The sequence below is a fragment of the Pseudanabaena yagii GIHE-NHR1 genome (assembly GCF_012863495.1).
Taxonomy (GTDB): Bacteria; Cyanobacteriota; Cyanobacteriia; order Pseudanabaenales; family Pseudanabaenaceae; genus Pseudanabaena; species Pseudanabaena yagii.
This window is the reverse complement of sequence record NZ_JAAVJL010000001.1, coordinates 2,675,497-2,700,623: the sequence shown is the minus strand read 5'-3', so window position 1 is coordinate 2,700,623 and position 25,127 is coordinate 2,675,497. Positions and strand designations below refer to the sequence as shown.

Sequence of the window (25,127 nt, the reverse complement as noted above, 5' to 3'; positions counted from 1 at the left end):
TGAAATATTTAATTTGGAAATGCAATTGCAACAGCAGCATTATTCAGCCACTATGAGTTGATTGAAATATCTAGTATATCTTTCTAAATCTCAAGCGATTGTAAAGAGGACTCAATAGGAGTAGTTTATTTTTGACGACAATCTACGATAAATACTATATTTCAATAGACTAAGGTATAAATTTTATAGTCTTAGTAAAGTTAAGAAAATCATTTATTATTTATTCACTAAACTAGTTCTTATATGCTCATTTTAAAAGTTCAAGTTTTAAACTATAAATCTTTTCGTGATTCTGGATGGATGGAGTTTAGAACAGGAATAAACATTATCACGGGGCAAAACAGTGCAGGTAAAACAGCTTTGCTTGAAGCTTTGACGCTTGAATTTAACGATACTCCTCATAAAAGTCTTAGTACACTACCAACAAAATCGTCATTACTAAAACCAGAATCACAGGTACATTTTAGTTTGCATCTTAAAGATATAGAGTTTGAAGAAATTGCAGTACAACTTCCAGTTCCATATATTATTCCTAATTCTATAGGCGGTGAAGGTAAAGCAATATCACCATTTCAAGCATGGTTAGTTAATCCAAAACAGCAAACTTTGAGCACATCTGTATCTGGTCAGTTAAATTTCTTTTGCAATGGCAATAATGACAAGCCAAGTTTTGATTTATATGAAACAGAACCCATAGTTAATGGTGGATGCTCACATTCTCAGATAATTCCTGATCCAACTCAGGCTGGAGATTGGACTATAGGTGCATATTATTCATTACTTACGTTATCACAGAACTCTTTCACAGCTTTTTTAAAGATTTCTCAAAAGAGAATATACAGATTTCTTGCAGAACGTCTAAATGTTGGTAGCTGTAGTAGGTCATATAATTCTGAGCTTTTAACTAATGCTTCAAATCTGCCAGAAGTACTTGGTATATTGCAAGGTAATAACCCAGAATTATTTAAGATTTTCAACCATTATGTATCAATAATATTTCCTCAGATCAAACAAATTTCAATTTCACAAGGAATAGCTATTGAAATTAAGGTGTGGCACATTGCTCCATCAACAATGAGAGATGATTTATCTTTTCCATTATCTGCTTGTGGTACTGGCATTGGACAAGTTTTATCAATTTTATTTGTTGTGCTTACAGCAAATCATCCAAGAATAATTATCATTGACGAACCCCAATCTTTCTTACATCCTGGGGCAGCAAAGAAACTTATAGAAATCCTCAAAGAATTAGGTAAAGATGAAAGATTTCAAGAACATCAGTATATTATTTCTACACATTCACCAACTATAATTGCTGCTGCCGAACCAGCGACTATTACAATGCTCAAATATACTGATGATTGTGAAACAAAGGTATTTACAATGGATTCAAAGGATACAAGAGAATTGAGATATCTTTTGGATGAAGTAGGAGTTAGACTTTCTGATGTATTTGGCATGGATAAAATACTTTGGGTTGAAGGACCAACAGAAGAAAAATGTTATCCACAAATTATTACAAAGATCCTCAATAAATCCATGAGAGGGATTCAAATTCTTGGTGTTAAAAATACTGGCGATCTAGAAGGTAGACGCGCACATATCATTTTTGACGTTTACGATAAATTAAGTGGCAGTCACAATCTATTTCCACCAGCGATAGGGTTTATATTTGATAGAGAAAAACGTACTGAACAAGAAATGGAAGATTTGCGAAAGCGAAGTTCAAATCCAGTTAAATTTTTACCTCGCCGTATGTATGAAAACTATTTGCTAGATTCTGACGCTATAGCAAGTGTTGTTAATGAATTAGATGAAGGTCAAGAGAAAATAATTACAGTTTCAGATGTTGATGCAATTCTAGAAGAATGTAAAAAAGCTAACTGCAAAAAAGACTCACCAGATGGCAGTTTAATTGATGGTGCAAATACGCTAAAAGACATATTTTTAAAGTTAACAGAAAGTAGAGTAGAGTTTTCAAAAACTAGAGATTCCGTAAAACTGACGGAATGGCTAATTGCAAATAAGCCTGAATCTTTAAAAGAAATCTCAGATATTTTAGCTAAACTATTCACAGAGACTTAAAAAATAGTGCGATCTCACAAAACTAACAATCATGGCAGTAAGACAGCCCCGATATAGCAAAGAAGAATTCGCTAGGCGTGGCGATGAGATTTATGAAACTCAGGTACGCCCACAAGTCGAAATGGGTAATTATGGCAAAATTGTTGCGATCGATATTGAAACTGGAGCCTTTGAAGTCGCCGATGAAATATTGACCGCAACTGGTAGCCTATTCAAACGCATTCCTGATGCCCAACCTTGGATCGTTCGCATTGGACATAGAGCCGTTCATCGGTTTGGTGCAAGGAGCCTGAAAAAGACAGTATGATTCACGGTGTAGTTAATCAAAGCTGTGAAGCAACAATTCCACTAGTCATCATCAACGAAAAGAAACAGACCAAACTGATTGATGCCGTTATTGACACAGGCTATACAGGTTACTTAAGCTTACCAAGTGAAATTATTGAAGCTTTAGACTTACCTTGGACAGGGGTTGATCGGGGGACTTTAGGTGATGGCAGTGAAGTAACCTTTGAGGTTTATGCAGCAACAATCATTTGGGATGGTCAATACCGAACTATTCCAGTCAATGAAGCGGAAACAGATCCCTTAGTTGGGATGGGCTTAATTTATGGCTATGACTTACGAATTCGTGCTGTAGAAGGCGGTAAAGTAACAATTGAATTGCCAGAATAAAAAAGCGCCCCTTGGGGCGCTTTTTTATCTATTAAGAAGTAGCTAGTGTACGACGCTTCGTGACCATACGATATGCCTCGATGACATCGCCCTCTTTCCATGCAGAGAACTTACCAAGAGATATACCGCACTCAAACCCAGAGGCAACCTCCTTAGCATCATCCTTAACCCTTCTGAGAGATTCCAATACACCAGAATGGACGATCTCATTACCACGCTTAACGCGGACATTACAGTTACGGATTAACTTACCATTTTGGACATAACAACCAGCCACAGCACCCTTACCAATCGTAAAGATAGCGCGGACTTCAGCTTGACCGAGGTATTCCTCAACCATTTCAGGATCGAGCAAGCCTTCCATCGCATCTTGGATATCTTCCAAGAGCTTATAGATGACGTTGTAGTCACGGAAGTCAACACCGAGGTCGTCAGCCGCTTGTCTTGCACCAGGAGCCATTGTGGTATTAAAGCCTAATACTACCGCCGAGCTAGCTGCTGCCAAACTGATGTCATTTTCGGTGATTTCACCAGGAGCAGAGAGGAGGATACGGAGCTGGACTTCACGCTGAGGTAGTTGGGCAAGTGCGCCAAGAATTGCTTCGAGAGAACCTTGTACGTCTGCCTTGAGAATAATATTGAGTTCCTTGAGATCGCCTTCTTTGACCTTTTCGGACAAAGTACCAAGGGTGACACGACGAGAAGCCATCGCCTGAACCAAGCGAGCTTGACGCTGATCCATCGTGCGTTGATCAGCGATCGCACGGGCTTGTTTTTCATCGAGATAGACCTCAAACTCATCACCCGCCGCAGGTACATCACCCAAACCGAGGACTTCCACAGCAAAGGATGGTGAAGCCTTACCAACTCTTGCGCCGCGATCGTCAACCATCGCCCGTACCTTACCAAAGGCAGCACCCGCAACGAAGATATCACCAACGCGCAACGTACCATTCTGAACGAGCAATGTTGCCACGGGACCTTTTGCCTTGTCGAGGTGAGCTTCAATAACAGTTCCCTTCGCTGTACGGTTGGGGTTAGCTTGGAGATCTTCGACTTCAGCAACTAGCAAGATCATTTCCAGCAAGGTATCGAGGTTCTCACGACGGATGGCACTGACGGGAACCATAATCGTATCGCCGCCCCATTCCTCAGCAACGAGGGAGTACTCAGTGAGTTCTTGACGAATGCGATCGGGCTGAGCCTCGATCTTGTCAACTTTGTTAATAGCAACCACGATCGGTACTTTTGCCGCACGGGCATGGCTAATCGCTTCGATGGTTTGAGGTTGGACACCATCATCGGCAGCAACCACAAGAACGGCGATGTCCGTAACTTTGGTTCCTCTAGCACGCATGGCAGTAAATGCTTCGTGTCCGGGGGTGTCAAGGAAGACAATCTGTTGTTTCTCGCCATTATGCTCAACATCAACGTGGTAAGCACCAATATGCTGAGTGATCCCACCTGCTTCGCCTTGAGCAACCTTACTCTTACGAATGGCATCCAGCAATGTGGTTTTCCCGTGGTCAACGTGTCCCATGATGGTGACGACAGGTGGACGGCGTTCGAGCTTATCGAGATCCTCTAGCTCGATCATCTCAGTCTTGACCGCCAGTTCGATAATTTCGGGATCATGTACCTCATAACCCAACTCAGTCGCCACCATTTTGGCAGTACCGACATCAAGGGTCTGGTTGATATTCGCCATAATCCCCTTCATAAATAGGGTGCGAATGACCTCAGTCTCAGACAATACTAGACGCTTCGCCAATACTGCCACAGTCATACCCTCTTCGATTTCCACGGAGGTGGGCTTTTCGGGAACGATTTCAACTTGCTGGTTGCGGCGATCGCGACTTGGTGCAGATTTTTTAGATTTTTGAGTGGGTTTGAGATCCGCTGCCATAGTTGGCTTCGCTGGGACACTAATGGTCTTAGGACGGGCAGTTGGGCGTGCCAAGGACAAACTGATCTGAGCAAAGTCCGCACCACTATCGAGATCCGATGCATCATCATCATCATCATCAAAATCGCGTAAATAGCGCTTAGGCTTATTCAAACGATTTTTTTCTTTCAGCTCGAGTAAATCTTTTTCTTCTTCTTCCTTAGATTTACCTTTGCGCTTATTAGCTTTGTTCGGTAGCGTTGGTTTTTCCAAAAGCTCAGGCAGTACAGGCGCAAACCCTCCCGCAGCTTCAGGCTTCTTGGCGTTCTTATCAGCAATAACAGGCTTTTCAGGCGCACGCATCAATGTTGGCATCGGAGGACGCAAATTGTGCGGTGGTTCAGTTGGAGCCGTGATTCCCCGTTCGATCAGTACCGAATCTTTCACTAGTTTCGGTACACGACTCTGTGGTCTACCGCCAGCAGGTGCAGGTTGCTCAACTGGTCGATTCAGTTTTGGTCTTTCAGGTCGATTAGTTTTGACAGCTTCTTGTTTTGGTGCTGAGCCTGCTTCATTCCCACCCTTATAGTCCTTGCCATGATCATTTTTGACCTGCTCTTTCCCCTGATGTCCTTTAGCAGTTGTTCTTACATCATCAGCAGGTTTAGCGGCGGGTGGCTTCGGGGCAACAATTGCCTTCGGTGCGATCGCCACAGGTGGTTTAGGACGCTCTGGAGCCACAGGCTTGTTGGTCAATTTTACCTGTGGTGGTGAAACACTCATCAAAGACTGCTTAGGTGTGAGTGGTCGTTCTGCTTTTTCTGCTGGTGGACGCTCTCCCCTTGGAGTATCCTTACGCACTTGTTGCTCTTTGGGAGCTTGATCTTTGGGTGGACTGACACGAGTCGATTCTTCCACAGGAGCTTTTACGGAGTTAGCCACAACAGTTGAACTAGACTTGTCTTTATCAGATTTGTCTAAAGATTTAGGGGGAACTGGTGGTGTGATTAATTCTGCTTTTGGCAATGGTGGCTGCAATTCTTTACTAGATTGGGGATTCTCTGGTGGGGTCAATGCTGTTTCTGATGTCAATTCGATTTTTGATACAGGTGTAGTTTCGGAATTTGCTAGGTCACTGTCTGAGACAAGAGGACGACTAGGAGGCTTGATTAACGATGAAGCAGGGGGCATGGGCGAGGGAGGGTTAACAACAGCAGTTTTGGCAGGAGGCTCTGAGCTAGGCTCAGCGATCGCAGGTGGGTTAGCAGGAGGTATAGCTCCTACATTAGCAGAGACAGGTGGAGAGTTGAGCCGAATTGTTGGTTTGCTGACAGCAAGAATTTGTTGCTTAGCGCGTGCTTCGGACTCTTTCGGCTTTACCGTAGCAGCAGCTTTCTTGTCCGCAGCTTTGGGATCGGCAGTTTTGGGATGGTGTTGAGGGGCTTTGGTACGCACCAATTCCGCCTCTGATTCGGTAATTGTACTACTATGACTTTTGACAACTATATTTAATTGTTCGCACACGGCGATCACATCTTTAGTGTCAAGGTCTAGCTCTCGTGAGAGTTCATATAGTCGAACTCGATTGCTTATACTCATTGCTTACTCTGCCCTGCGTAACTGTTGTACACGATGAATTGAATTTACATAGAAGTTGCTTCCTATCTTTTGCTAGGTTGAATTACATTGACTGAATTACATTGACCATAGTTAATCTTAGAAGCGCCTAGCTATTCCTGCTAAGCAGGCTAGCGAGTATGTTTCAAATTTTTAGATGAAACTACTATAGCTATTATTACTCATGAAACCTAAGTAATATGAGAAGTTAGACAACTTAGCTCACAAACTTTGGCAAAATCTCACTCAGTTTACTAGCACTTGTACGTTAACTCTACAGCAATTTTTATGATGCAAATTAGTTTTGGGGAAAGTCTTTATAAGATGCGCTTTTACCAAAACTAATTTGGATATTTGCATTCCTATGGACAAGCCAAACCTCAAAACTTGGTGGCATATTGTTTACACTACTTTACTTTAACGTGATTTTCCGATGCCTATAGCAATCCTAAAGGTTTTGTGGAAGCGCACCTCTTCGGGATGCGCTTCCACAAAACAAAAAATCTACAAATGATTTAGGACTGCTATATATTGCCAAGTATCTGGGTGCAATTAAATGTCCCCCCAACCTATGGCACACACGCAGCGTGCGCCATAGGTTGGGGTTCTGTTTTTTTAATTACGCCTAGCTACTTAAATATAGGGATATAAGTTTTGACTACTACAAGATGAATACCTGCACTTCGTGCAGGTATTCATCTTGTAGTAGTCAAGCATTGCTATAGATGTATGGGAAAACCCAAAGGCAATCTCAGTCAGTTATTGCGGTTTTTAATTTACCTATGGCAAATTAAAAACCGCGATAAGATAGGATCGGATAATCTTGCCGTGTTTTGAACCGCAGTGTTTTGATTCTATGACCAACGTACCTGTTTCTCGAATTCGTAACTTTTCAATCATTGCCCATATCGATCATGGTAAGTCTACGCTTGCCGATCGCTTGTTGCAGTTTACAGGCACGGTCGCGGATCGAGACATGAAAGCCCAATTCCTAGACAATATGGATTTGGAGCGCGAACGGGGGATCACCATTAAATTGCAAGCAGCAAGGATGCGTTATGAAGCTCTTAATGGAGAGGAATATACGATTAATTTGATCGATACCCCCGGACATGTGGACTTTTCCTATGAGGTATCGCGTAGTTTAGCGGCTTGTGAAGGGGCTTTGCTGGTAGTAGATGCTTCGCAAGGTGTAGAAGCCCAAACCTTGGCGAATGTGTACTTAGCTCTAGAAAACGATCTGGAAATTGTGCCTGTTCTTAATAAAATCGATCTACCGGGGGCAGATCCTGAGCGCATTTCCCATGAGATTGAAGAATTAATCGGCTTAGATTGTACAGATGCAATTCATGCTTCAGCAAAACAAGGGATCGGTATTCGTGAGATTTTGGAAGCGATCGTCTCTAAAGTGCCAGCACCCAAGGATACGGTTGATCAACCCTTACGGGCATTGATTTTTGATAGTTATTACGATGCCTATCGGGGGGTAATTGTCTATTTTCGTGTCATGGATGGCACGGTCAAAAAGGGCGATCGCATTAAATTCATGGCATCGGGGCAGGAATATGTAATTGATGAGTTAGGTGTATTAGCACCGAGCCAGATCCAAGTGGATGAATTGCACGCTGGCGAAGTAGGTTATTTGGCGGCGGCAATTAAAACCGTTGCCCATGCGCGGGTTGGTGACACGATCACTTCAGCGATCGACTCTGCTCCTGAGCCTTTTCCGGGCTACGAAGAAGCTAAGCCGATGGTATTTTGTGGGATGTTCCCCACCGATGCCGATCAGTTTGAGGAATTGCGTGAAGCACTTACTAAACTCAAACTCAATGATGCGGCTTTGAATTATGAGCCAGAAACCTCTAACGCGATGGGCTTCGGCTTCCGTTGCGGATTTTTGGGGATGCTGCATATGGAGATCGTGCAGGAGCGTCTAGAACGGGAATATAACCTCGATCTGATTGTGACTGCGCCATCGGTAGTTTATAAAGTAACGACCAACAACGATGAAATCTTGATGATTGACAATCCTAGTGAATTGCCTCCGCCTAATTCGCGAAAGTCAATCGAAGAGCCTTATGTCAAGTTAGAGATTATGACTCCGCAATCCTATATCGGAACATTGATGGATCTCTGTGTGGCAAGAAGAGGCTTGTTTGTCGATACCAAGTACATCACGACTGAACGCGCTACTTTAATTTACGAGCTTCCCCTTGCGGAAATGGTGACGGATTTCTTCGATCAGATGAAGTCTCGGACTAAGGGCTATGCCAGCATGGAATATCAAGTAATCGGCTATCGTCCTAACGATCTGGTACTCGTTGATATCTTGGTAAATGAAGAACCTGTCGATGCCTTGGCATGTATCGTCCACCGCGAAAAGGCATATAACGTCGGTCGGGCACTAGTATCGAAGCTGAGAGAGCTAATTCCTAAGCAACAGTTCCAAATCCCAATTCAAGCAGCGATCGGTTCTAAGATTCTTGCCCGTGAAAATATTTCGGCACTGCGTAAAAACGTGTTGAGTAAGTGCTATGGCGGTGACATTTCCCGTAAGAAGAAACTATTGGAGAAGCAAAAGAAAGGTAAAAAGCGAATGAAGTCGATTGGTACGGTGGAAGTGCCACAAGCCGCATTTATGGCAATTTTGCAATTGAATGGAGATTAAAACGAGGTACTAAAAGCGGCACTTTGCTCAGTTTAAAAGACCTGATAAACTTTCAAAAACCTTCCCAAGTAAAGTTTTTGAAAGTTTATCTGTACAAACCAAAATCTAAGAAGATGAGTTGCGGCGCGAAGCGCCGCAACTCATCTTCTTAGATTTTATGTCCTAAACAAAACTTACATTGCTATAGTTATAGTTGTTTTAAATAATTTGCAGATGGGCTTCGACTCCGCTCAGCCATCGGTGTAAGCTAGCTGAGCGAAGTCGAAGCTGTAGTTCTTATTTGAATTATCAATAAGATTAATTTCTAAATGAACTATGGGAATAGTCTTAGGGGGGACTAGCAAAATATCTGTAAGGACATCTTTAACTAAACTTTATTTACGCTGTTGAGACATTGTTATGTTGTACGCCTCAAAAGTTCTAACAACAGTGAAAACTAGCGATCGCGAAGGTTTTCTAGGATCAATCAACCAATCAACCCTACCACTGCAAAATGCGGGCGGTGTTAGCCTATTGCTGGTATTACTATGGGGGGCGATCGGTGCAACAGCTTACTATTATTGGAAATTGCACAAGACACAGAAACAACTGAAGATCGAGAAGGTCAAAAGTCATGAACTTGCCAAGAAGCTCAAACTAGCACTACACACTATTAATGAGCATGAGCGTAATCCCGATTTAATTCATTCTCGCGAATTTAATTTGGATTATCTCAGTATGAGGATGGAGGAGCCACATTTTTGTGATGTGATCTTGGCACAGATTAAAGTAAATCTTCGGCAAAAGGTTGCCCCCGCTTTGATGCCAACAGCAGCAGATAGTGGACAGGTGCGTAAGGTCGATGTGGTTTTTGATGTGTCCTATCAACCTGAACACCATGATGATTCACAGCTTCGTGTTCTCTTTCGCATCCATGTCAAGCTATCGAAAATTCCTACCCATGGTTCGCACAGTATTCTCAAGGAGTTGGAAGCTGGCTTAGAAAATTTTGTCTCAGCTTCAGATGAAAATCGGAATTGGCAACCCACGATTCAAGGCAGGTTAGCGGTCATTAGTTGGGATCAAAATGCTAAGCCCACACCACTACTAGTGATTGAGCAAACGAATGAGGGGACAAATGTGTTAATGCGAAATAAGCGCCTTGCTAATTCTCGAAAATAGAGACCTCAATAGTTGATAGTTATTTTCTATGTACAACGAACGTCGAAAATAACTATCAACTATTGACAATTATATTCAATAAAGTTAAGGTGTCATCAGTGAAGTCTTGATGCGGAAGTTTGACTCAGCACCGTTTCATTATTCATAGTTCAAATGCGTTTTTGCTGAGGTGGCAAAAGTAAAAGGAGCCTTTGTCACCCAGTCTTTTTTATCGCGTTATTGTCAATTAGGCAATCTGGGCAATGAGTCCCTATTTAAGATTTTAATAGTATAAATTCTCAATAATATGACCTTTAGACAATCTACCTCTCCCCAAGTTGTCAGTATTTGTACCAGTCAAGCTTTGCGTCGGTTTGATCTACCACTACTCCGATCGCTATCGAAACAATATGCGATCGCACAATGGGAATATTGCCAAGATCCCGATGAGCCAGTTGATGTAAATCTAGCGATCGCGTCATTGCACGAGTACTTACAATCTTGCCAAGGGGCTGTGCATCTAGTGGGACATGGGATTGCGGGATTGATTGGTTGGTTATATACGCAACAATATCCTGACTATGTGCGATCGCTAACTTTGCTATCGGTGGGAATAAATTTAACGACCAGTTGGCATAGTCACTATTATGAGCAACGTCAGTTAATGAGTTGTAGCCGTGAAACTATGCTGATGCGGACAGCTTTTTATTTATTTGGGTATCGGGATTCAGAAATGCTGCATTGGTTAGCCGATTTACTCAAGCAGGATCTGGATAGCTCTTTAATTCCCTATTCTTTCTCACCAGCAGCATCTCATATCATGCCAACTGCGATCCTCGTGCCAATTTTGGTATGTGGAGGGATGGATGATTATGTGATCGGTAATGGTGGTACTAACTCCTACCAAAAGTGGCGCTCATATCTCAAAGATAGCGATCGCCTTTGGTTATGTGAACAGGGCAAACACTTTTTTCATTACACGCAATGGCAAGCAGTGAATAAGCAAATACGTTGCTTTTGGCAGTCTCTCAATCTGGTAGCAAGCTGTCGCCAGCAAAATCAAAACATTATCTCCTGCTAAAAAATAGGCGACGCTTCGCGTCGCCTATTTTTTAGCAAACTTCATAGCTACCTAAGATTTTGAGATTTTCGGTGACAGATTGGAGTTCCTGTAAGGCTTCATAGAAATTGGGATCGTCGATCGGTGCATCGATATCGATGAAGAATATATATTCACCGAGCGATCGCTTAGTGGGACGTGACTCGATGCGGCTTAAGTTAATTTGGCGATCGGCGAATACTAATAAGGGTTTGACCAATGCTCCAGGCATATTTCGTTTGAGGCTAAATGCTAAAGAAGAATGTGTACCTTGGGTCGTAGTAGCAGTACGCCCTAGTACCAGAAAGCGCGTGAAATTATCAGGTTGATCGTTAATCGGAAATTCTAAAATCGGTAAATTGTAAATTTCGGCGGCGCGTTCTGAAGCGATCGCGGCGGCAGTGATATCTTCAGCAACAGTATGTAAACCTTCGGTAGTGGAGTCTGTGGCGATCTGCTGCACTGTAGGTAAATGTTGATCAAGCCATTGTTGGCACTGCGCTAAGCCTTGGGGATGGGAATAGACGGTTTTAATATCTGTGAGCTTTTCCGCACGGGTAATCAAGGCATGGGCGATCGGTAGGACGATCGCCTGCTGGATTTGTAATAGCTCCGATTGCCAAAGACTATCGAGGGTCATGGTTACGCCGCCTTGGATCGAGTTCTCGATTGGTACAACTGCAATTTCCACTTCTCCATTCTCAGCAGCCTTAATCGCTTGGGAAATGGTGGGATATGGGCACATTCTGGAAGGATAATGCTCTAGGTCAGGATATTTAAGTTGCAAATACCGCAGGGCTGCCATCTCTGTAAATGTACCTGCGGGACCAAGATAAGCGATCATTGTCATGATAAATCCAAAAAATATAGAGGAGCCACATTGTGACTCCTCTATATTTTTATAGATAATCAGTTGTTTTTGCTAGTTAAAACTTTACCGAAGCAGTTTTCTTTTCAGGTAGCTGGGTATATTCCGCCACAATCTTACGGAATTCTTCACCGTCAAGGGTTTCCACATCAAGGAGAATATCGACTAGGCGATCGCACAAATCACGATTTTCCTCGATCAGTTTTTTAGCGGTTTCGTAGCAGGTTTGGGCGATTTGGCGGATTTGGCGATCAATGCGATCGCCTAACTTCACAGAATAATCACTTTGGGGCATAAAGTTACGTCCTAGGAAAACTTCGCCACTTTCAGATTCGAGTGCTCCTAAGCCTAACTCCGACATTCCAAATTGAGTCACCATCAGCCTTGCGAGTCGAGCAACCTGTTGGAAATCACCCGATGCACCTGTGGTAATTTCGGCATCGCCAAAGACCACTTCTTCAGCAGCACGCCCACCGAGCATCATGGTGATCGTGTCAATAATTTGCGATCGCGATTCGAGACCATATTCCTCATCGGGCACACCCTTAGCAAAGCCTCCGATACCACCAGAGCGTGGCACAATCGTAATTTTGTCGAGGAGTGAAGCATTCTTGAGCAAAGTCATCACCAAGGCGTGACCAACTTCATGATAGGCAACTAAACGCTTCTTGGAGCTATCGAGCATCGGTTTCATACTTAAACCGATCGTAATCCGATCAATCGCATCGGCAATTTCCAATTCACCAATCGCCTCTTTGTAGCGCCTTGCCGCGAGAATAGCAGCTTCATTGAGCAAGTTCGCTAGATCGGCTCCCGCAAATCCAGGAGTTAAACGAGCGATCGACTCAATGGAGACATTTTCTTCCAGCTTTTTATTACGCGCATGGACTTTGAGAATTTCTTGGCGACCCTTGTAATCGGGATAGTCCACCGTGATTTGGCGATCGAATCTTCCCGGACGGAGTAATGCGCTATCTAAGACATCAGGACGATTGGTTGCAGCAACGACGATTACGCCTGTGTTGCCTTGGAATCCATCCATTTCTGTGAGCATTTGGTTAAGGGTTTGTTCACGCTCATCATTGCCGCCGCCTATACCAGCCCCACGCTGACGACCGACCGCATCAATTTCATCAATGAAAATAATGCAAGGTGCATTGTCTTTTGCTTTTTGGAATAAGTCACGAACACGGGATGCGCCAACGCCGACAAACATTTCTACAAACTCAGAACCCGATAGCGAGAAAAATGGTACACCCGCTTCCCCTGCGATCGCCTTAGCCAAAAGAGTCTTACCAGTTCCGGGGGGGCCAATCAGCAATACACCCTTAGGGATTTTTGCACCGACAGCCGTAAAGCGATCGGGCTGTTTAAGAAATGTAACAACTTCCTGTAATTCTTCTTTAGCAGTATCAATTCCTGCGACATCTTCAAACAAAATCCCCGTTTTCGCTTCAGGAGAGAATCGCGCCTTTGTTTTGCCAAAACTTAAAGTCTGTCCGGGACCGCCGGGGGCATTGCTGAGGCGACGAAGCACCATTAGCAAGATAAAAATCAATAGCAATGGCACAAAAAATGTACTTGCGAGCTGCCATAGTAATGTTGGCTGTTGAGGCGCTCTGACCGCAATATCAACATTATTCTCACGCAAAGCCTTCATTAATTCGGTATTGCCATCACGAGCGATCAAATCAACTCGTACTTTGCGCCCATCCTTCAAAACGGCTTCTGCAGCTAAACCATTACTTTCGATATCGATCTTTTGGACTCGATTTTCTTTGACATTAGAAAGTAAGTCGGTATAGCCTATTGTCGTTGCTGTTTCGCCATCCGCTCGCGCAGAGGTGGGCACAGCGATCGCCACACTTTGCAAGATCGCGAAACTCACGACCGTCGTTTTGACGCGCCGCCACAAGTTTGACCTAAAGAATTGTTTTGCAGAAGACATCACGCCCTGTTGCTCCTTATAACCCCGTCAATGCGGTATCGGTTGACTTTATTTAACTACTAGTCTAGTGCATTCCCAATATAAAGTAAGGTCAACGCAAAGCAGTGACCTTACTTTAATATTTATCACTGTGAGACAATTGCATTAAAATACACGCAAGTAACGCTTCGCATCTTTATCATATTTAGCTTATTTATCTCTATCCATGAACGCCACAAAAAATATTCAGCCCTTTTCTGCCGATGATTTTGCCAATGCCCTCGCCGAGCATAACTATGAGTTTGCTGTGGGGCAAGTCGTGAAGGGCAAGGTGATCTCAGTTGAAAGTAGTGGCATTTATGTCGATATTGGTGCTAAATCTTTAGGTTTTCTCCCCATCGAAGAAGCAACCCTGAGTGGTTCTTCCCGCTCTGGTGATGCTTTCCCCATCGGCAATGAGTATGAGTTTCTGATTATTAGTAGCCAGAATGCTGATGGTGAAGTAAAGCTATCGGTGCGCCGCCTATTATTCAAGCAAGCTTGGCAAACTCTGAAGGATTACCAAACCGAGTCAAAGGTATTCGAGACTAAGGTGATTGGTACTAATAGCGGTGGTGTGATTGTCGATGCCGTTGGTTTGCGTGGTTTTGTGCCGCGATCTCACCTCACTGATGCTACAGATCTAGCGAAACTCGTTGGCAAAAAAATTCCTGTAATGGTGCTAGATGCTGATGAAACTCGTAAAAAGCTAGTACTATCAAACCGTCAAGCGGCTAAACTTGCAGCGATCGGTCAACTCGCTAAAGGACAGCTAATTAGTGGCAAGGTAAGCAACATTCGTCCTTTTGGCGCATTTGTGGAGTTTGCTGGTGTATCTGGCTTGTTGCATGTCAAGGAAATGAGCCAAAAGCCTGTGAGTGATCCCACCCGTGTCTTTCAAATCAATGACATCATCAAGGCGGTAATTATCGATATTGATGAATCTCGCGATCGCATTGCCCTGTCCACCAAGCTGCTCGAACTGCACGCAGGCGAGATGCTTGATAACTCCGCACAGGTCTTTGCCGAAGCTGAGGAGCGTCTCGAAAAAAATATCAGCAAGCTCTGGGAAGCGTAGATCTCCAAAAATAGAGATACTACTTGGTGCTATCTCTATTTTCTCCCTAGAACTTCTATAATTGTTTTGGCAACAGTAAGTAATCTTTGAGCCTAATATATTAATAGTCATTAAAATATTTAAAATCAGCCCTCAAACTCAAATTTATGGAAACTAATTTTCTTGGTCTTCTAGCTACTGTCCTAGCAGTATTCGTACCTACCGTCTTCTTGCTGACCCTGTATATCCAAACAGCCAGCCGTGAAGAAGGTCAAGCAAATAAATAGCAAAAATCACAGCCATAAGGCTGTGATTTTTGGTTTTAGAATGCCATAAAAAAGGAGCGCGTAACGCGCTCCTTTTTTAGTTAGGGGGCTAAGGCATTGCCTCTAAACAAGCTGCCAATTGTCTTTAATGTAATCTTCAACTGGGTGAAAGGATTAGCGGGGACAACGGTTTTGTAAAGATAGCTGTCAAAGGTGAGCTTTTGCACATCCTTATCGGCACACATTTCCACAAAAGCTTCACGGGTGGCGTTGGTGGCATAAAACACATTCTGGAGAATGTCTAGGACTTTATAGGTCAAGCCATACTGCTTGTCCCAACGCTTGATGTAAACCTTGAGATCAGCTTCGGTAGGAATGCGCTTACCTGCTTCGGCAAACTCGACGATCGCTTCAGCACACATGCGACCCGATTTCGCAGCAAAGTAAATGCCTTCGCCACTGGACTTGGTGACATAGCCTGCGGCATCACCAACGAGGGCGATCCGACCGACTACACGGCGAGGACGAGGATGCTCAGGAATGGGGTGGGCTTCGACCTTAATCACTTCGCCACCTTCGATGCGAGGCAAAGCACGGGCACGAATCCCCGCTTGCAATTGCTTGATCAGGCGTTGGTTTTTGTGCATTGTGCCAGTACCAACTGCCACGTGATCGTATTTAGGGAAGACCCATGCATAGAAATCGGGCGATACATCATCGCCAACATACATTTCTGCAAGATCTTTGTAATATTCCATCTTGTCTTCAGGGATGCGGATTCGCTCTTGGAAAGCGATCGCATAGTTGTAGTCACCAGCATCCATTGCCTTAGCAACTACAGAGTTAGCACCATCAGCCCCAATAATCAGATCGATTTCTAGGGTACGGATAACACCTTCTTTGCCACCATCAGCAAAGTCTGAGTAGGTGATCACGTAGGGCTGATTGCCATTGTTATTAATCTTGATATCAAGGACACGCCCGTTAATCAGTTTTGCACCAAGATCGGCGGCACGATTGCGTAAGAAAGCATCTAAGACTTCGCGGCGACACATGCCGATATATTCATCGGGATTGTCTAGCTTAATGTCTACTTCCACATTACTGGGAGAGATCATTTTCATATTGCGAACGCGGCGATCGATGATCTCTGGAGGTAACTCAAACTCGGAAACCATACATAGAGGAATTGCTCCGCCGCAGGGTTTGGCGTTGTCCAGCTTCCGTTCAAATATATAGGTCTCAATACCTGCTTTGGCAAGTGTTTCAGCCGCACAAGAACCCGCAGGTCCGCCGCCTACAACAGCAACTCGTAATGTCAAAATGCGCTCCTAAAGCTATGTTTAATCAGGGTTTAACTATTTTGGATGTTAACATTGCCCCTAGGGTGATCAGGGCAAAATTGATGAATATTAACATTTGTATTGTTTTGTATATCACTAGACAAATCAAAAACCAAATATAGTGAAACGCTGCCTCACTATATTTGGTTTTTATGACCTAACAAGACTGGTGACAGATATACGCAAACGAGACACTAGAAAAACTTTACAAATAGTGCTTTGCACCACTTGTAAAGTTTTTCTAGGTTTGGGTTTCAGTGCAAAGTATTTTAGGTCAGTTTATCTAAAGCCGATTTTGCTGCTTTTTGGACAGCTTTTTGAAGGCGGCTGACGGTTTTAGTAACTTGTTTCTCTAATTTCTTTTCCACATTTTCCAGAGTCTCATTCACGGCATCCACTGCCCAACTGTCAAATTCCTCAAGGCGATCGCGAACGACATCAACTTGCTTATCTACAGTTTTGTGAGCTTTTTTGATATTTTTTTGATACTGCTCTTGAGCCACATCAGCAACCGTATGTAGTGTTTTTTCCAGATGTTGCTTTAGGTCTTTGCGCTGTTTGGGCATGGCGACAACTCCTGAGTGAGCCACTGCAAAAGTATGGGTTTTAACTATAATACTAGTGCGATCGCCAATCTTGGCAAAGAGCTAAGCAAGCACTCACAATGACACAAGATTTCCATCAAACTAATCTGGACTCAGATTCACATCAAGATTTTTACAATCAAGGCTTAGCTAAAGCCAAGGCTGGAGATCGCTATGGGGCGATCCAATGTTTTAGCAAAGTAATTGCCACTGACGCTGAGTTTGTGGAAGCTTACTATCAAAGGGGATTGTTACTTTTTGATTTGGGAGATCATCAAGGCGCGATCGCCGACTATAACCAAGCCTTAAGTCTTCATCCCCAATATCTAGATACGTATATTGCACGGAGCATGGCTAAAATTGCGATCGCCGATCTCACTGCTGCTCAAGCTGATATTGCCCAAGCGCTGGAACTTAATCCTAAATCAGCGACGGCTCACCAGTTACTAGGCTTGACCTACAAGCAACAAAATCAAATTGAAAAGGCGATCGCTACCTACAAAAAAGCCGCAAGCCTATTTTTAGAACTGCGCGATGAAGATAATTGTCGTCGTTGTATCGAGAGCTATAAACCTTTAGAAGCACTGCTACCACCATCTCAGGAGGAAATCTTCGCAAATGTCCAGCAAAAAATCGATCAGAGTGACTATACCAACGCCTTAATCGATCTCAATTGGCTCATACAAATTGAGCCAAAAAATGCTAGAGCTTTCTGTTTGCGGGGTCTAGTTTTAGGCAAACTTGGTGATTCTCAAGGTGCAATCAAAGATCTCAATCAAGCGCTATTTCTAGAGCCTCAGAATCCTGAAATTCGCATCGGTCGTGGCAAAATTCGGGTAGAAATTGGCGACGCACAGGGTGCGATCGCTGATTTTAACGAGTTACTCCGCGAATATCCCAGCAATAGTGAAATTTACATAAATCGCGCTAGAGCCTATCTCAAGCTTAAGGACTATCGCACGGCGATTGAAGATTTTTCGAGATCGCTAGCTATAGATACAAATAATCCCCAACTATATTGCGATCGTGCTGAAGCAAGATATGACTTTGGTGATCTGAAAGGTGCGATCGCTGACTATCAACAAGCCGCCAATATTTGGTTTAACCAGTCCATCATGGATCGTTATCGCTATGCCCTAGCTCGCATCAATCTTTGGCAATCAGAATTGGAAAAACAAACCCAAGAGGCGAAACGTAAACAGGATAAAGCCGCAGCAACAATCGATTTAATGCAGATGCCCAGTCTGGAATTGCAGCAACGTTTACTCGCTTTAGTCGGAGGCAATATGGCGATCGCTCAGCGTCTCATCGACATTGCCAAACAAGATCATCCAAATATGCCCGAAGTTTGGTACTGGCAAAAGGTAGTTTTCGATCTAGAAAGCGAGCAAAAATGAAAAAGCGCTGCTAAGCAACGCTTTTTTATTTTTAGTGTTAAGCCCTCAACGGGATTTGAACCCGTGACCTTTCCCTTACCAAGGGAATGCTCTACCCCTGAGCCATGAGGGCGTTTTTTTGACGCTTTGTAATTATGACACAATGCTGTGCATTTTTTGCAAGCTTAGAAAAAATATTTGTATAGCAATGTAAGAGATAACTAGGACAAATCAAAACCCAAATAAGTGAAGGCGGCACTTCGTGCCGCCTTCACTTATTTGGGTTTTACCTAAACAAAACTTAAATGGCTATAGATAACAAAGCAATGCCCTCATTTTTCGATAAAAAACAGCCGCAGAAACATATCTACGGCTGTCAAAAAGGAGTGTAAATGAAAAGGAAAATCGAAAACCTTACTGAGCCTTACGTTGATTGCTATCAATCACCTTCTGAACCTCTGGACCTGGTTGATAGGTATAACCCCAGTTCGCATTCTGACTATCATCAATGACACGTGGAGTGACAACTATGACTATTTCACTACGGTTATTAGTATTAGTTTCCTGACGGAATAAAGCACCAATGATAGGGAGATCGCCAAGGAACGGAACTTTGGTTACACTTAGAGTGTCTTGATCGCGAATAATTCCAGACAGCACAAGAGTTTGACCATCTCGCATACGTATTTTACCTGAATTCAAAATACGCTTGCTTAGAGACCTAACAAAAACTGGGATACCATTGTTATCTACTCTATTGACAAGCAACTCTCCTGGAGCAGTTACTGAAGGTGAAACAGATAGATTGACGAATCCATTATCATCAACTCTATCAATTTGGATGTTTAAGGCAAGACCCACATCTTCTACAGTAATGGTCTGAGTAGCAGGAGTCAAAACCGTACCATTTGCATTAAATGTCGCAGCCGTGACTGTGCTCTTAGTTGCTACTCCTTCTGTTAGGCTTACCGTTCCTGTTTCTCCCTCTTGGACAGTAATAGAAGGATCGGTTATGATTTTAGCGTTGTTGTTAGCAACACTAAAGTTTAAAGAAGCAAAAAGTGTTTGAGGTGTAACTAGTCCATTACCTCGATTTAGATCTACGAACAATGTACCAGCATTAGAATTTAGCACTGCGGTAGTCCCTCCACCATTACTACTAGGATTAAAGGCAAGGGAAGAACTAAATGTTTGGTTAGCCCCTAAGCGGACTTCAACAACTTTTACGTTAACCACAACCTGTCTCTTGCGAAAATCAAGTCTCGCTAGCTGAGCTTCAGCAAATTCAACCTGTCTAGGACTACCAATTAATGTTAGTGAGTTACCACGCTCTTCAGCTATAACTTGCAATCCCTTCAAAAGAGGCGTAGCGCCTGACTCTGGTGTAATTGCAACAGTTTCTAATGTTGGCACTGCTTCTGTGGGGATATTTACCACTGTGGTGGCAGCAGAACCAATAGTTGCAGTTTGAGTACCAGGAATAGGTCGTTGACGGTTTACAACACGAGATGCCCCTAATCCAATTAGATAGGCTGATGCCTCGCCAACTGTAATTTGGTTAAGACGATAGCTTTTTGTGACTAGGTTTTTCAAGGTTATCGGAAGCTTAGTTGCCACAAAAATTGTTTGACCGATACGGTTTGCCTCTAGTCCAGAAATTCTCAATACATTGTTAAAAACATCTTGAGCAGTTTCATTCTCAATCGAAAGACTAACAGGTTGTTTTAGACCACCAGATGTAGCAGCTGGCGCACCAGCCGCAGCAGGTGCTTCCGCAGAAACAACACTTAAGCCAGCAACACGACCGATTAATGTCAATACCTCAATCGCTGGTGCTTCACGCAAAGTAATCCTTGGGACTCGTTCCGCCGTGCCTAAATCGACAATATCTGGACGAAGTTTAGCAGTTGTTGTTGCGATGTCTCCAACAGGAGGAGTCTTTAATTGGCGAAATGGAGGTACAACACCTGGAACACGACCCGGTAGCTGGGGAGTAACTGGATTTGAAACAGGTGGTGGTGCATTATTTGTTTGGTTAGCCTGAGCAACACGAGTCTTACCGTCAGGAGATGTAATAGTAACCTTCGGCTCAAATAATGGATTCCCCACTGAAGATTGGCTAGTAGTATTTTGAGTAGTCAGGACTTTACTTGTTTCAGGGGAGTTCTGTTGGCTAGGGACAACACCAGTTTCAGGTGCATTGGTCGAAGAGATAGAGCTATTCTGGATAGCTGAAGGCTGTGTCTCTAGACTCAAAACCAAACCTTCGGGAGTATCCTGACGCTTAATAAGCTCCTTAAGTACTTCTGGATCTGTAGTATTTACACGAATCTTAACTTTATTTGCTGCGTATTGAGTTGCTTCAATTGAGGTGATCCCTGGCATGGGATTTACTTGTGCATAGGTAGCATTGCCATTACCGAGTTGCAGTTGCGCTCCATTTAGTAATGCTACCCATGCCTTACCCTGCCGAGCGTAGGTGACTTGAGGTCGATCGCTACTAGCAAAATTTAAAGTGAGATTGAGGCGATCGCCTGTCACACTGGTATTGATATCAGTAATGCGGCTAGCAACAGCAACGACATCACTTTGATTGGCTGATACTTGATTTTGATTTTGCGCCTGAATTGGGGCGATCGCAAGTACCTGTGGGCAACTTGCAGCCATTAACAGCCAGCAAGCCAAAGACTTGACCTTCGATTTTCCGCTCAATTTGGCATTCAACTTGGCACTCATAATTACACTCCTCATGGTTCCTCTCGGAACTCAATACGCTTAATCTTTTTAGTAAACCTGTAAGAACTTGCACATTTCCTAACTAAAGGAACGACAGAACCAAGACAGAATTGACACGATTATGGGTCGAGATTATACCACATCTTGTCAATTTCAAATCAAAAAAATAATAAGGCTCCCCAATCAACTTAGATTGCTTGTCTTACAAGGAGCCTAGGCTTCTTGCCCTATTATAATTTCCACTTAAATATTGATTATTTTTTGGGTGGAGCCGCAGCCGCAGCCTTAAGTTCTGCTTCGGTCAATGGCACGAAAGCTTCCAACGTGAAATCAGCTCCGATCAAAGGTGGAAGAATATCGATAATCTCTTTTTCTTTACCTGCTGCGATCGGACGAGAGAATTTAAACTTCTCACTAGGCAGTGGTCTTTTAGTCAATTTCAAATTTTTGACAACTAGTAAGGGCTTCAATCTCTCAATTCTTTGGATTGTATTGAAAACATCTTCAAATTTGCCATCAAAACCAATAGTGAATGAGTAGGTATTGTACTGGGGTCCCTTAATTGGTTCTGCGGGTTGAAAAGCTCGCATTGTACCTGCGATCTCATAGGAAAAGTCTGGCGGTAAAGCAATGACAATCGTTTTTGGGATCTGCTCCTGAATGTCCCGCATCATAGTGTCGATGTTATCAACATTTGGCAAAAGAGATAGAATAAATTGATTCTGCTTGGTTGCATCTTCAATTTTTTGAGCAACGTTGCCTTTACTTGCTACTTTTTGTTCCAAAGCTGTAAGACCAGACTTTTTAGTAGCAATATTATTTTGCCCAGACTGCACTTGATCCCAAATAGGCATCACATAAGTGTTAGCAACATAGGCGGCAAGAACAAGTCCGCCAACCCCTATCAGAATGCCTAAAACTTTAGAAGTTAAAGTCACTCCAAATAGAGTAATTCCACCTGATCCGCCCTCATCATTTGATATAACTCCAGCATTCGTCATTTTATTTGATCACTCCTTTTTGTCTTAATAGATTAACTCTCGCAACTAGTCCATCGGCTCCTAACTTTTGTAGCTGAGGTAATAATTCTGCTGGACTTTTAGATGTTGTTGTTGCTTGAAGTTGAAAATTAACTAATGTAAAGTTCTTGTCAGCGGTAGCAGGTTGTAGAGTTGAAGACACTAGCTTTGTTTTATCGCTATCTAAAAGAGGAGAAGCTTTTAGCAATAATATGTAGTCATTTAACTCGTTGTAGTTAGTAGCTGTTCCATCTAGAGTTATCGTTGACTGACTAGTAGCTTGTGGTGTTGCGGCAGTAACAGCTTGTTGTGTAATAGATTTAATTTGTACTGTGAGGGGAGTGCGTTTTCTAAGATCATCTGCGATCGCACTCACAGGCAAATTACCAACAAAGAGATTTAAAATCTGATTAGTTCTATCTTGGATTGCTTGAAGTTGTTTTTCTTGATCTTCCAAGGACTTGATCTTGCCGTTCAGCGAGGTCTCTTTGGCTGTCAAAGTAGCCAATTCCTGTTGGATTCCTTCGTTAGCGGAATTGAGGAAAAAGAATGCACCACCAACTAAAGCAAGTGCCACTACAGCTACAGCACCACCATAAATCAAAAATTGAGAATCAGCGATCGGCTGTCTTTCTACGCCCTGCGCTTCAGCAGCAGCACGATCATTTAAAAAGTTAATGTCAAGTGTATACATAGTTTCAAACCTCCCTCAAACCTAAACCTAGAGACACAGACATTGCCATACGATCTTGGATGGGAATATCCCCATCAACAGATACACCTATAGCAGTGAGTGGATCGATCGCACTTGCTGCAATGCCGAGGCGTTGGCTAAAGAACTCATTCAACTGACCAATGCAAGCTCCAGGACCTGCGATCAGCAATTGAACCACATCGGAACCGGGAGACTGACTGGTATAGAAATCAATTGAACGGCGCAATTCATCGGAAAGGTCGCCAACAACCCGCATAATTGCCGCATCACCAGGCGTATTGCCACCACCTGCTAAGCTGGCTGTATCCATAGACTGCACAGGCACAACCGTTGAGCTTAACATCTCCATATCTGTCGTCCGACGTGGTGGCAAATTAATAGCTCTTAATTGAGCATTTTGAATTTGAGCAGTACCAATTGGGAAGGTGCGCGAAAACTGTGGTACACCATCAACTGTTACCGTAATTTCCGTTGCTTCATACTCAATATCAACAATCGCTACAGCTTCTGCTAGGGTACTAAATCTAGATAGCTCATTATGCATTGCACGAATCAGAGCAAAGCTACTGACCTCCACAATGTCTACCTGTAGCTGGGCTATCTCTAAAGCCTGAATATAGCTATCTGTTACTTCTTTTGGTGTTGCTACCATCAGAATTTCAATACGCTCGATCCCATCATCATCTAGTGATGTACCCAGCTTTTGATAGTCCACATCTGCGTCTTCACGGGGGAATGGTAAATACAGACTAGCTTCTTGATTGAGTACCATTTCCCGTAATTCCAAATCAGGAATTTCCGCAGGTAAGCGAATCAAGCGACTAACTGTCTCACGACCAGGTAACGCTGTAGCAACTTTTTTGACCTTGATCTTTTTCTCTGAGAGCAAACTGCGAATGATTTCTCCCAGCGCTACAGGGTCGAGAATACGTCCTTCTTCAACGGTTCCTTCAGGAAGTTCGACACTACCATGAGTGACTAACTTATAGGAAGATTGCCCCTTGCGGCGCAATTGAACAAGATTAACTTTCTCGGAAGTGATTTCTATTCCGATGCCTTTTTTAGACTTTCCGCCAAACTTTAAGCCGAACATAAGCGTGTCTTTACGAGTTTTGTAGCTTTTGTAGCACTGGGCATACTAAACAATGGAGGGATTATAGACTGTAAGTGTCCATTGTCAATAGGACAAGAAAAAATAATCATGTCCAATGTCGTAGATGTCTGATTTTGCCTTGTTTCTTATAGACGATTTTGGTTGTTTTAGCAAACAAAATAAAAAAGCGTTGGCATATACCAACGCTTTTTTATTTTGTTTGCACGAAAACCCAAGAGTCTCTAGCTCTTTGCTGTGATGTAATTTAAAACAGTAGTTGAGAGAGGATTGGCTAAGCCAATCCTCTCTCAACTTTTTGTGACTTGGCTTTGCCAAGTCACAAAAAGTTGTTTCTTTACTTGCTCTTGCGTAGTTCCATCTGTTTGGCTTGGATTAAGCCTCGTAAATACGGATTTTGTCTTTGTTCACGGGTAATCTGATTAAATTCCTTATTGGTAAAACCACGACGGTGAATTTCTTTTTCGGTGAAACTCCGCAGTTGATTACAAAGATCCTGCAAAAATTCGGGTGGTTGAGAGATGTCGCAAACTTTGGTTTGTTGTGATTCGGCAAGATTGGCGACAGTTGACCAATTAGAATTATTTTTGGCAGTCCGAAAAATTTCTAAACGTTTGTTTTCGATCGCATTTACGGCTGAGGCATAGCGAGTTAACTGGTCATCCCCAAAAACGGCCTGAGCCAAAATATTATTTAATTGGGTTACTGATTGATCGGTTTGAGCAAAAGTTAAGGAACGATCGCGATTAATTAAAGGCTCCACAATCATCGATATTGCTAAACATAAGCCAAGTAAACTAGCCCTACCTATTCCTCTCTTGAGATCGGCTACATACTTTGGGAAATTATTTTTGAGATTACCTGAATGCCTCTGATACTGCATATTCATAACTAAGCGCCACTATGCCAAAACTACT

The 25,127-nt window shown here is 43.1% G+C and carries 19 protein-coding genes and 1 tRNA gene; 9 read left to right on the top strand and 11 right to left on the bottom strand.

Annotated elements, in window-relative coordinates:
- The first annotated feature begins 243 nt into the window (after window positions 1-243).
- Genes HC246_RS12330 through HC246_RS12320 form a run of 3 tightly spaced genes read left to right on the top strand, consistent with a single transcriptional unit; the run spans window position 244 to window position 2,760 of the window.
- Window positions 244-2,085 carry an ATP-dependent nuclease gene (locus tag HC246_RS12330; RefSeq protein ID WP_169363641.1) on the top strand — a complete coding sequence of 614 codons (1,842 nt, stop codon included), beginning with the start codon at window positions 244-246 and terminating at the stop codon, window positions 2,083-2,085.
- Between the two features lie 31 nt (window positions 2,086-2,116).
- Window positions 2,117-2,392: a hypothetical protein gene (locus HC246_RS12325; RefSeq protein ID WP_169363640.1), complete on the top strand. Its 276-nt coding sequence runs from the start codon at window positions 2,117-2,119 to the stop codon at window positions 2,390-2,392.
- Window positions 2,389-2,760: a clan AA aspartic protease gene (locus HC246_RS12320; RefSeq protein WP_169363639.1), complete on the top strand. Its 372-nt coding sequence runs from the start codon at window positions 2,389-2,391 to the stop codon at window positions 2,758-2,760. The genes HC246_RS12325 and HC246_RS12320 overlap by 4 nt, the downstream gene beginning before the upstream one ends.
- Window positions 2,761-2,791: 31 nt before the next feature.
- On the opposite strand, the gene infB is transcribed toward HC246_RS12320, so the two are convergent.
- The gene (gene infB / locus HC246_RS12315) at window positions 2,792-6,244 is read right to left on the bottom strand and encodes a translation initiation factor IF-2 (protein ID WP_169363638.1); all 3,453 of its coding nucleotides are present in this window, start codon (window positions 6,242-6,244) and stop codon (window positions 2,792-2,794) included.
- Between the two features lie 874 nt (window positions 6,245-7,118).
- Here infB and lepA point away from each other — a divergent pair.
- The 3 genes from lepA (at window position 7,119) to HC246_RS12300 (ending at window position 11,151) form a co-directional block, all read left to right on the top strand.
- Window positions 7,119-8,930 carry a translation elongation factor 4 gene (lepA, locus tag HC246_RS12310; protein ID WP_169363637.1) on the top strand — a complete coding sequence of 604 codons (1,812 nt, stop codon included), beginning with the start codon at window positions 7,119-7,121 and terminating at the stop codon, window positions 8,928-8,930.
- A gap of 399 nt (window positions 8,931-9,329) precedes the next feature.
- Window positions 9,330-10,091: a hypothetical protein gene (locus HC246_RS12305; RefSeq protein ID WP_169363636.1), complete on the top strand. Its 762-nt coding sequence runs from the start codon at window positions 9,330-9,332 to the stop codon at window positions 10,089-10,091.
- Between the two features lie 286 nt (window positions 10,092-10,377).
- Entirely contained in the window at window positions 10,378-11,151 is a 774-nt protein-coding gene (locus HC246_RS12300; RefSeq protein WP_169363635.1) for an alpha/beta fold hydrolase, read from the top strand.
- A 31-nt stretch (window positions 11,152-11,182) separates the two neighbouring features.
- Here the strand turns inward: HC246_RS12300 and pheA are convergent, their stop codons facing one another.
- Together pheA and ftsH are read right to left on the bottom strand one after the other, a co-directional pair.
- A complete protein-coding gene (gene pheA / locus HC246_RS12295) occupies window positions 11,183-12,019 on the bottom strand; it encodes a prephenate dehydratase (RefSeq protein WP_169363634.1) in 837 nt (278 codons plus the stop codon).
- A gap of 76 nt (window positions 12,020-12,095) precedes the next feature.
- The gene (gene ftsH / locus HC246_RS12290) at window positions 12,096-13,985 is read right to left on the bottom strand and encodes an ATP-dependent zinc metalloprotease FtsH (RefSeq protein WP_169363633.1); all 1,890 of its coding nucleotides are present in this window, start codon (window positions 13,983-13,985) and stop codon (window positions 12,096-12,098) included.
- Between the two features lie 205 nt (window positions 13,986-14,190).
- Between ftsH and HC246_RS12285 the strand changes: the two genes are divergently transcribed.
- Window positions 14,191-15,081 carry a S1 RNA-binding domain-containing protein gene (locus HC246_RS12285; protein ID WP_169363632.1) on the top strand — a complete coding sequence of 297 codons (891 nt, stop codon included), beginning with the start codon at window positions 14,191-14,193 and terminating at the stop codon, window positions 15,079-15,081.
- Window positions 15,082-15,227: 146 nt separating this feature from the next.
- The gene (gene psbM, locus HC246_RS12280; protein ID WP_126384789.1) at window positions 15,228-15,347 is read left to right on the top strand and encodes a photosystem II reaction center protein PsbM; all 120 of its coding nucleotides are present in this window, start codon (window positions 15,228-15,230) and stop codon (window positions 15,345-15,347) included.
- A gap of 80 nt (window positions 15,348-15,427) precedes the next feature.
- Here the strand turns inward: psbM and chlP are convergent, their stop codons facing one another.
- Together chlP and HC246_RS12270 are read right to left on the bottom strand one after the other, a co-directional pair.
- Window positions 15,428-16,648: a geranylgeranyl reductase gene (gene chlP, locus HC246_RS12275; protein ID WP_169363631.1), complete on the bottom strand. Its 1,221-nt coding sequence runs from the start codon at window positions 16,646-16,648 to the stop codon at window positions 15,428-15,430.
- Between the two features lie 290 nt (window positions 16,649-16,938).
- On the bottom strand, window positions 16,939-17,235 hold the full coding sequence (locus tag HC246_RS12270) for a hypothetical protein (protein ID WP_169363630.1): 297 nt from the start codon (window positions 17,233-17,235) through the stop codon (window positions 16,939-16,941).
- A 98-nt stretch (window positions 17,236-17,333) separates the two neighbouring features.
- On the opposite strand from HC246_RS12270, the gene HC246_RS12265 reads away from it, so the two are divergent.
- Entirely contained in the window at window positions 17,334-18,650 is a 1,317-nt protein-coding gene (locus tag HC246_RS12265) for a tetratricopeptide repeat protein (protein WP_169363629.1), read from the top strand.
- Window positions 18,651-18,690: 40 nt separating this feature from the next.
- Here the strand turns inward: HC246_RS12265 and HC246_RS12260 are convergent.
- The 6 genes from HC246_RS12260 to HC246_RS12235 form a co-directional block, all read right to left on the bottom strand.
- A tRNA-Thr gene (locus HC246_RS12260) sits at window positions 18,691-18,762 on the bottom strand.
- Window positions 18,763-19,043: 281 nt separating this feature from the next.
- On the bottom strand, window positions 19,044-21,365 hold the full coding sequence (locus HC246_RS12255) for a secretin N-terminal domain-containing protein (protein ID WP_169363628.1): 2,322 nt from the start codon (window positions 21,363-21,365) through the stop codon (window positions 19,044-19,046).
- Window positions 21,366-21,619: 254 nt separating this feature from the next.
- Entirely contained in the window at window positions 21,620-22,366 is a 747-nt protein-coding gene (locus HC246_RS12250; RefSeq protein ID WP_169363627.1) for a hypothetical protein, read from the bottom strand.
- Window position 22,367: 1 nt separating this feature from the next.
- Complete coding sequence (locus HC246_RS12245) at window positions 22,368-23,078, bottom strand: PilN domain-containing protein (RefSeq protein ID WP_169363626.1); 711 nt, start codon at window positions 23,076-23,078, stop codon at window positions 22,368-22,370.
- Window positions 23,079-23,082: 4 nt separating this feature from the next.
- Window positions 23,083-24,192, bottom strand: a complete 1,110-nt coding sequence (gene pilM / locus HC246_RS12240; RefSeq protein ID WP_169363625.1) for a type IV pilus biogenesis protein PilM — start codon at window positions 24,190-24,192, stop codon at window positions 23,083-23,085.
- Window positions 24,193-24,547: 355 nt separating this feature from the next.
- Entirely contained in the window at window positions 24,548-25,099 is a 552-nt protein-coding gene (locus HC246_RS12235; RefSeq protein ID WP_169363624.1) for a DUF4168 domain-containing protein, read from the bottom strand.
- Window positions 25,100-25,127: the final 28 nt, after the last annotated feature.

Coding starts and splice junctions, on each gene's coding strand:
- HC246_RS12330 (WP_169363641.1), top strand. CDS start 244: ATGCTCATTTTAAAAGTTCAAGTTTTAAACTATAAATCTTTTCGTGAT.
- psbM (WP_126384789.1), top strand. CDS start 15,228: ATGGAAACTAATTTTCTTGGTCTTCTAGCTACTGTCCTAGCAGTATTC.
- infB (WP_169363638.1), bottom strand. CDS start 6,244: ATGAGTATAAGCAATCGAGTTCGACTATATGAACTCTCACGAGAGCTA.
- HC246_RS12325 (WP_169363640.1), top strand. CDS start 2,117: ATGGCAGTAAGACAGCCCCGATATAGCAAAGAAGAATTCGCTAGGCGT.
- HC246_RS12250 (WP_169363627.1), bottom strand. CDS start 22,366: ATGACGAATGCTGGAGTTATATCAAATGATGAGGGCGGATCAGGTGGA.
- HC246_RS12265 (WP_169363629.1), top strand. CDS start 17,334: ATGACACAAGATTTCCATCAAACTAATCTGGACTCAGATTCACATCAA.
- pilM (WP_169363625.1), bottom strand. CDS start 24,192: ATGTTCGGCTTAAAGTTTGGCGGAAAGTCTAAAAAAGGCATCGGAATA.
- HC246_RS12245 (WP_169363626.1), bottom strand. CDS start 23,078: ATGTATACACTTGACATTAACTTTTTAAATGATCGTGCTGCTGCTGAA.
- HC246_RS12255 (WP_169363628.1), bottom strand. CDS start 21,365: ATGAGTGCCAAGTTGAATGCCAAATTGAGCGGAAAATCGAAGGTCAAG.
- HC246_RS12320 (WP_169363639.1), top strand. CDS start 2,389: ATGATTCACGGTGTAGTTAATCAAAGCTGTGAAGCAACAATTCCACTA.
- HC246_RS12285 (WP_169363632.1), top strand. CDS start 14,191: ATGAACGCCACAAAAAATATTCAGCCCTTTTCTGCCGATGATTTTGCC.
- HC246_RS12300 (WP_169363635.1), top strand. CDS start 10,378: ATGACCTTTAGACAATCTACCTCTCCCCAAGTTGTCAGTATTTGTACC.
- ftsH (WP_169363633.1), bottom strand. CDS start 13,985: ATGTCTTCTGCAAAACAATTCTTTAGGTCAAACTTGTGGCGGCGCGTC.
- HC246_RS12305 (WP_169363636.1), top strand. CDS start 9,330: ATGTTGTACGCCTCAAAAGTTCTAACAACAGTGAAAACTAGCGATCGC.
- HC246_RS12270 (WP_169363630.1), bottom strand. CDS start 17,235: ATGCCCAAACAGCGCAAAGACCTAAAGCAACATCTGGAAAAAACACTA.
- HC246_RS12235 (WP_169363624.1), bottom strand. CDS start 25,099: ATGAATATGCAGTATCAGAGGCATTCAGGTAATCTCAAAAATAATTTC.
- pheA (WP_169363634.1), bottom strand. CDS start 12,019: ATGACAATGATCGCTTATCTTGGTCCCGCAGGTACATTTACAGAGATG.
- lepA (WP_169363637.1), top strand. CDS start 7,119: ATGACCAACGTACCTGTTTCTCGAATTCGTAACTTTTCAATCATTGCC.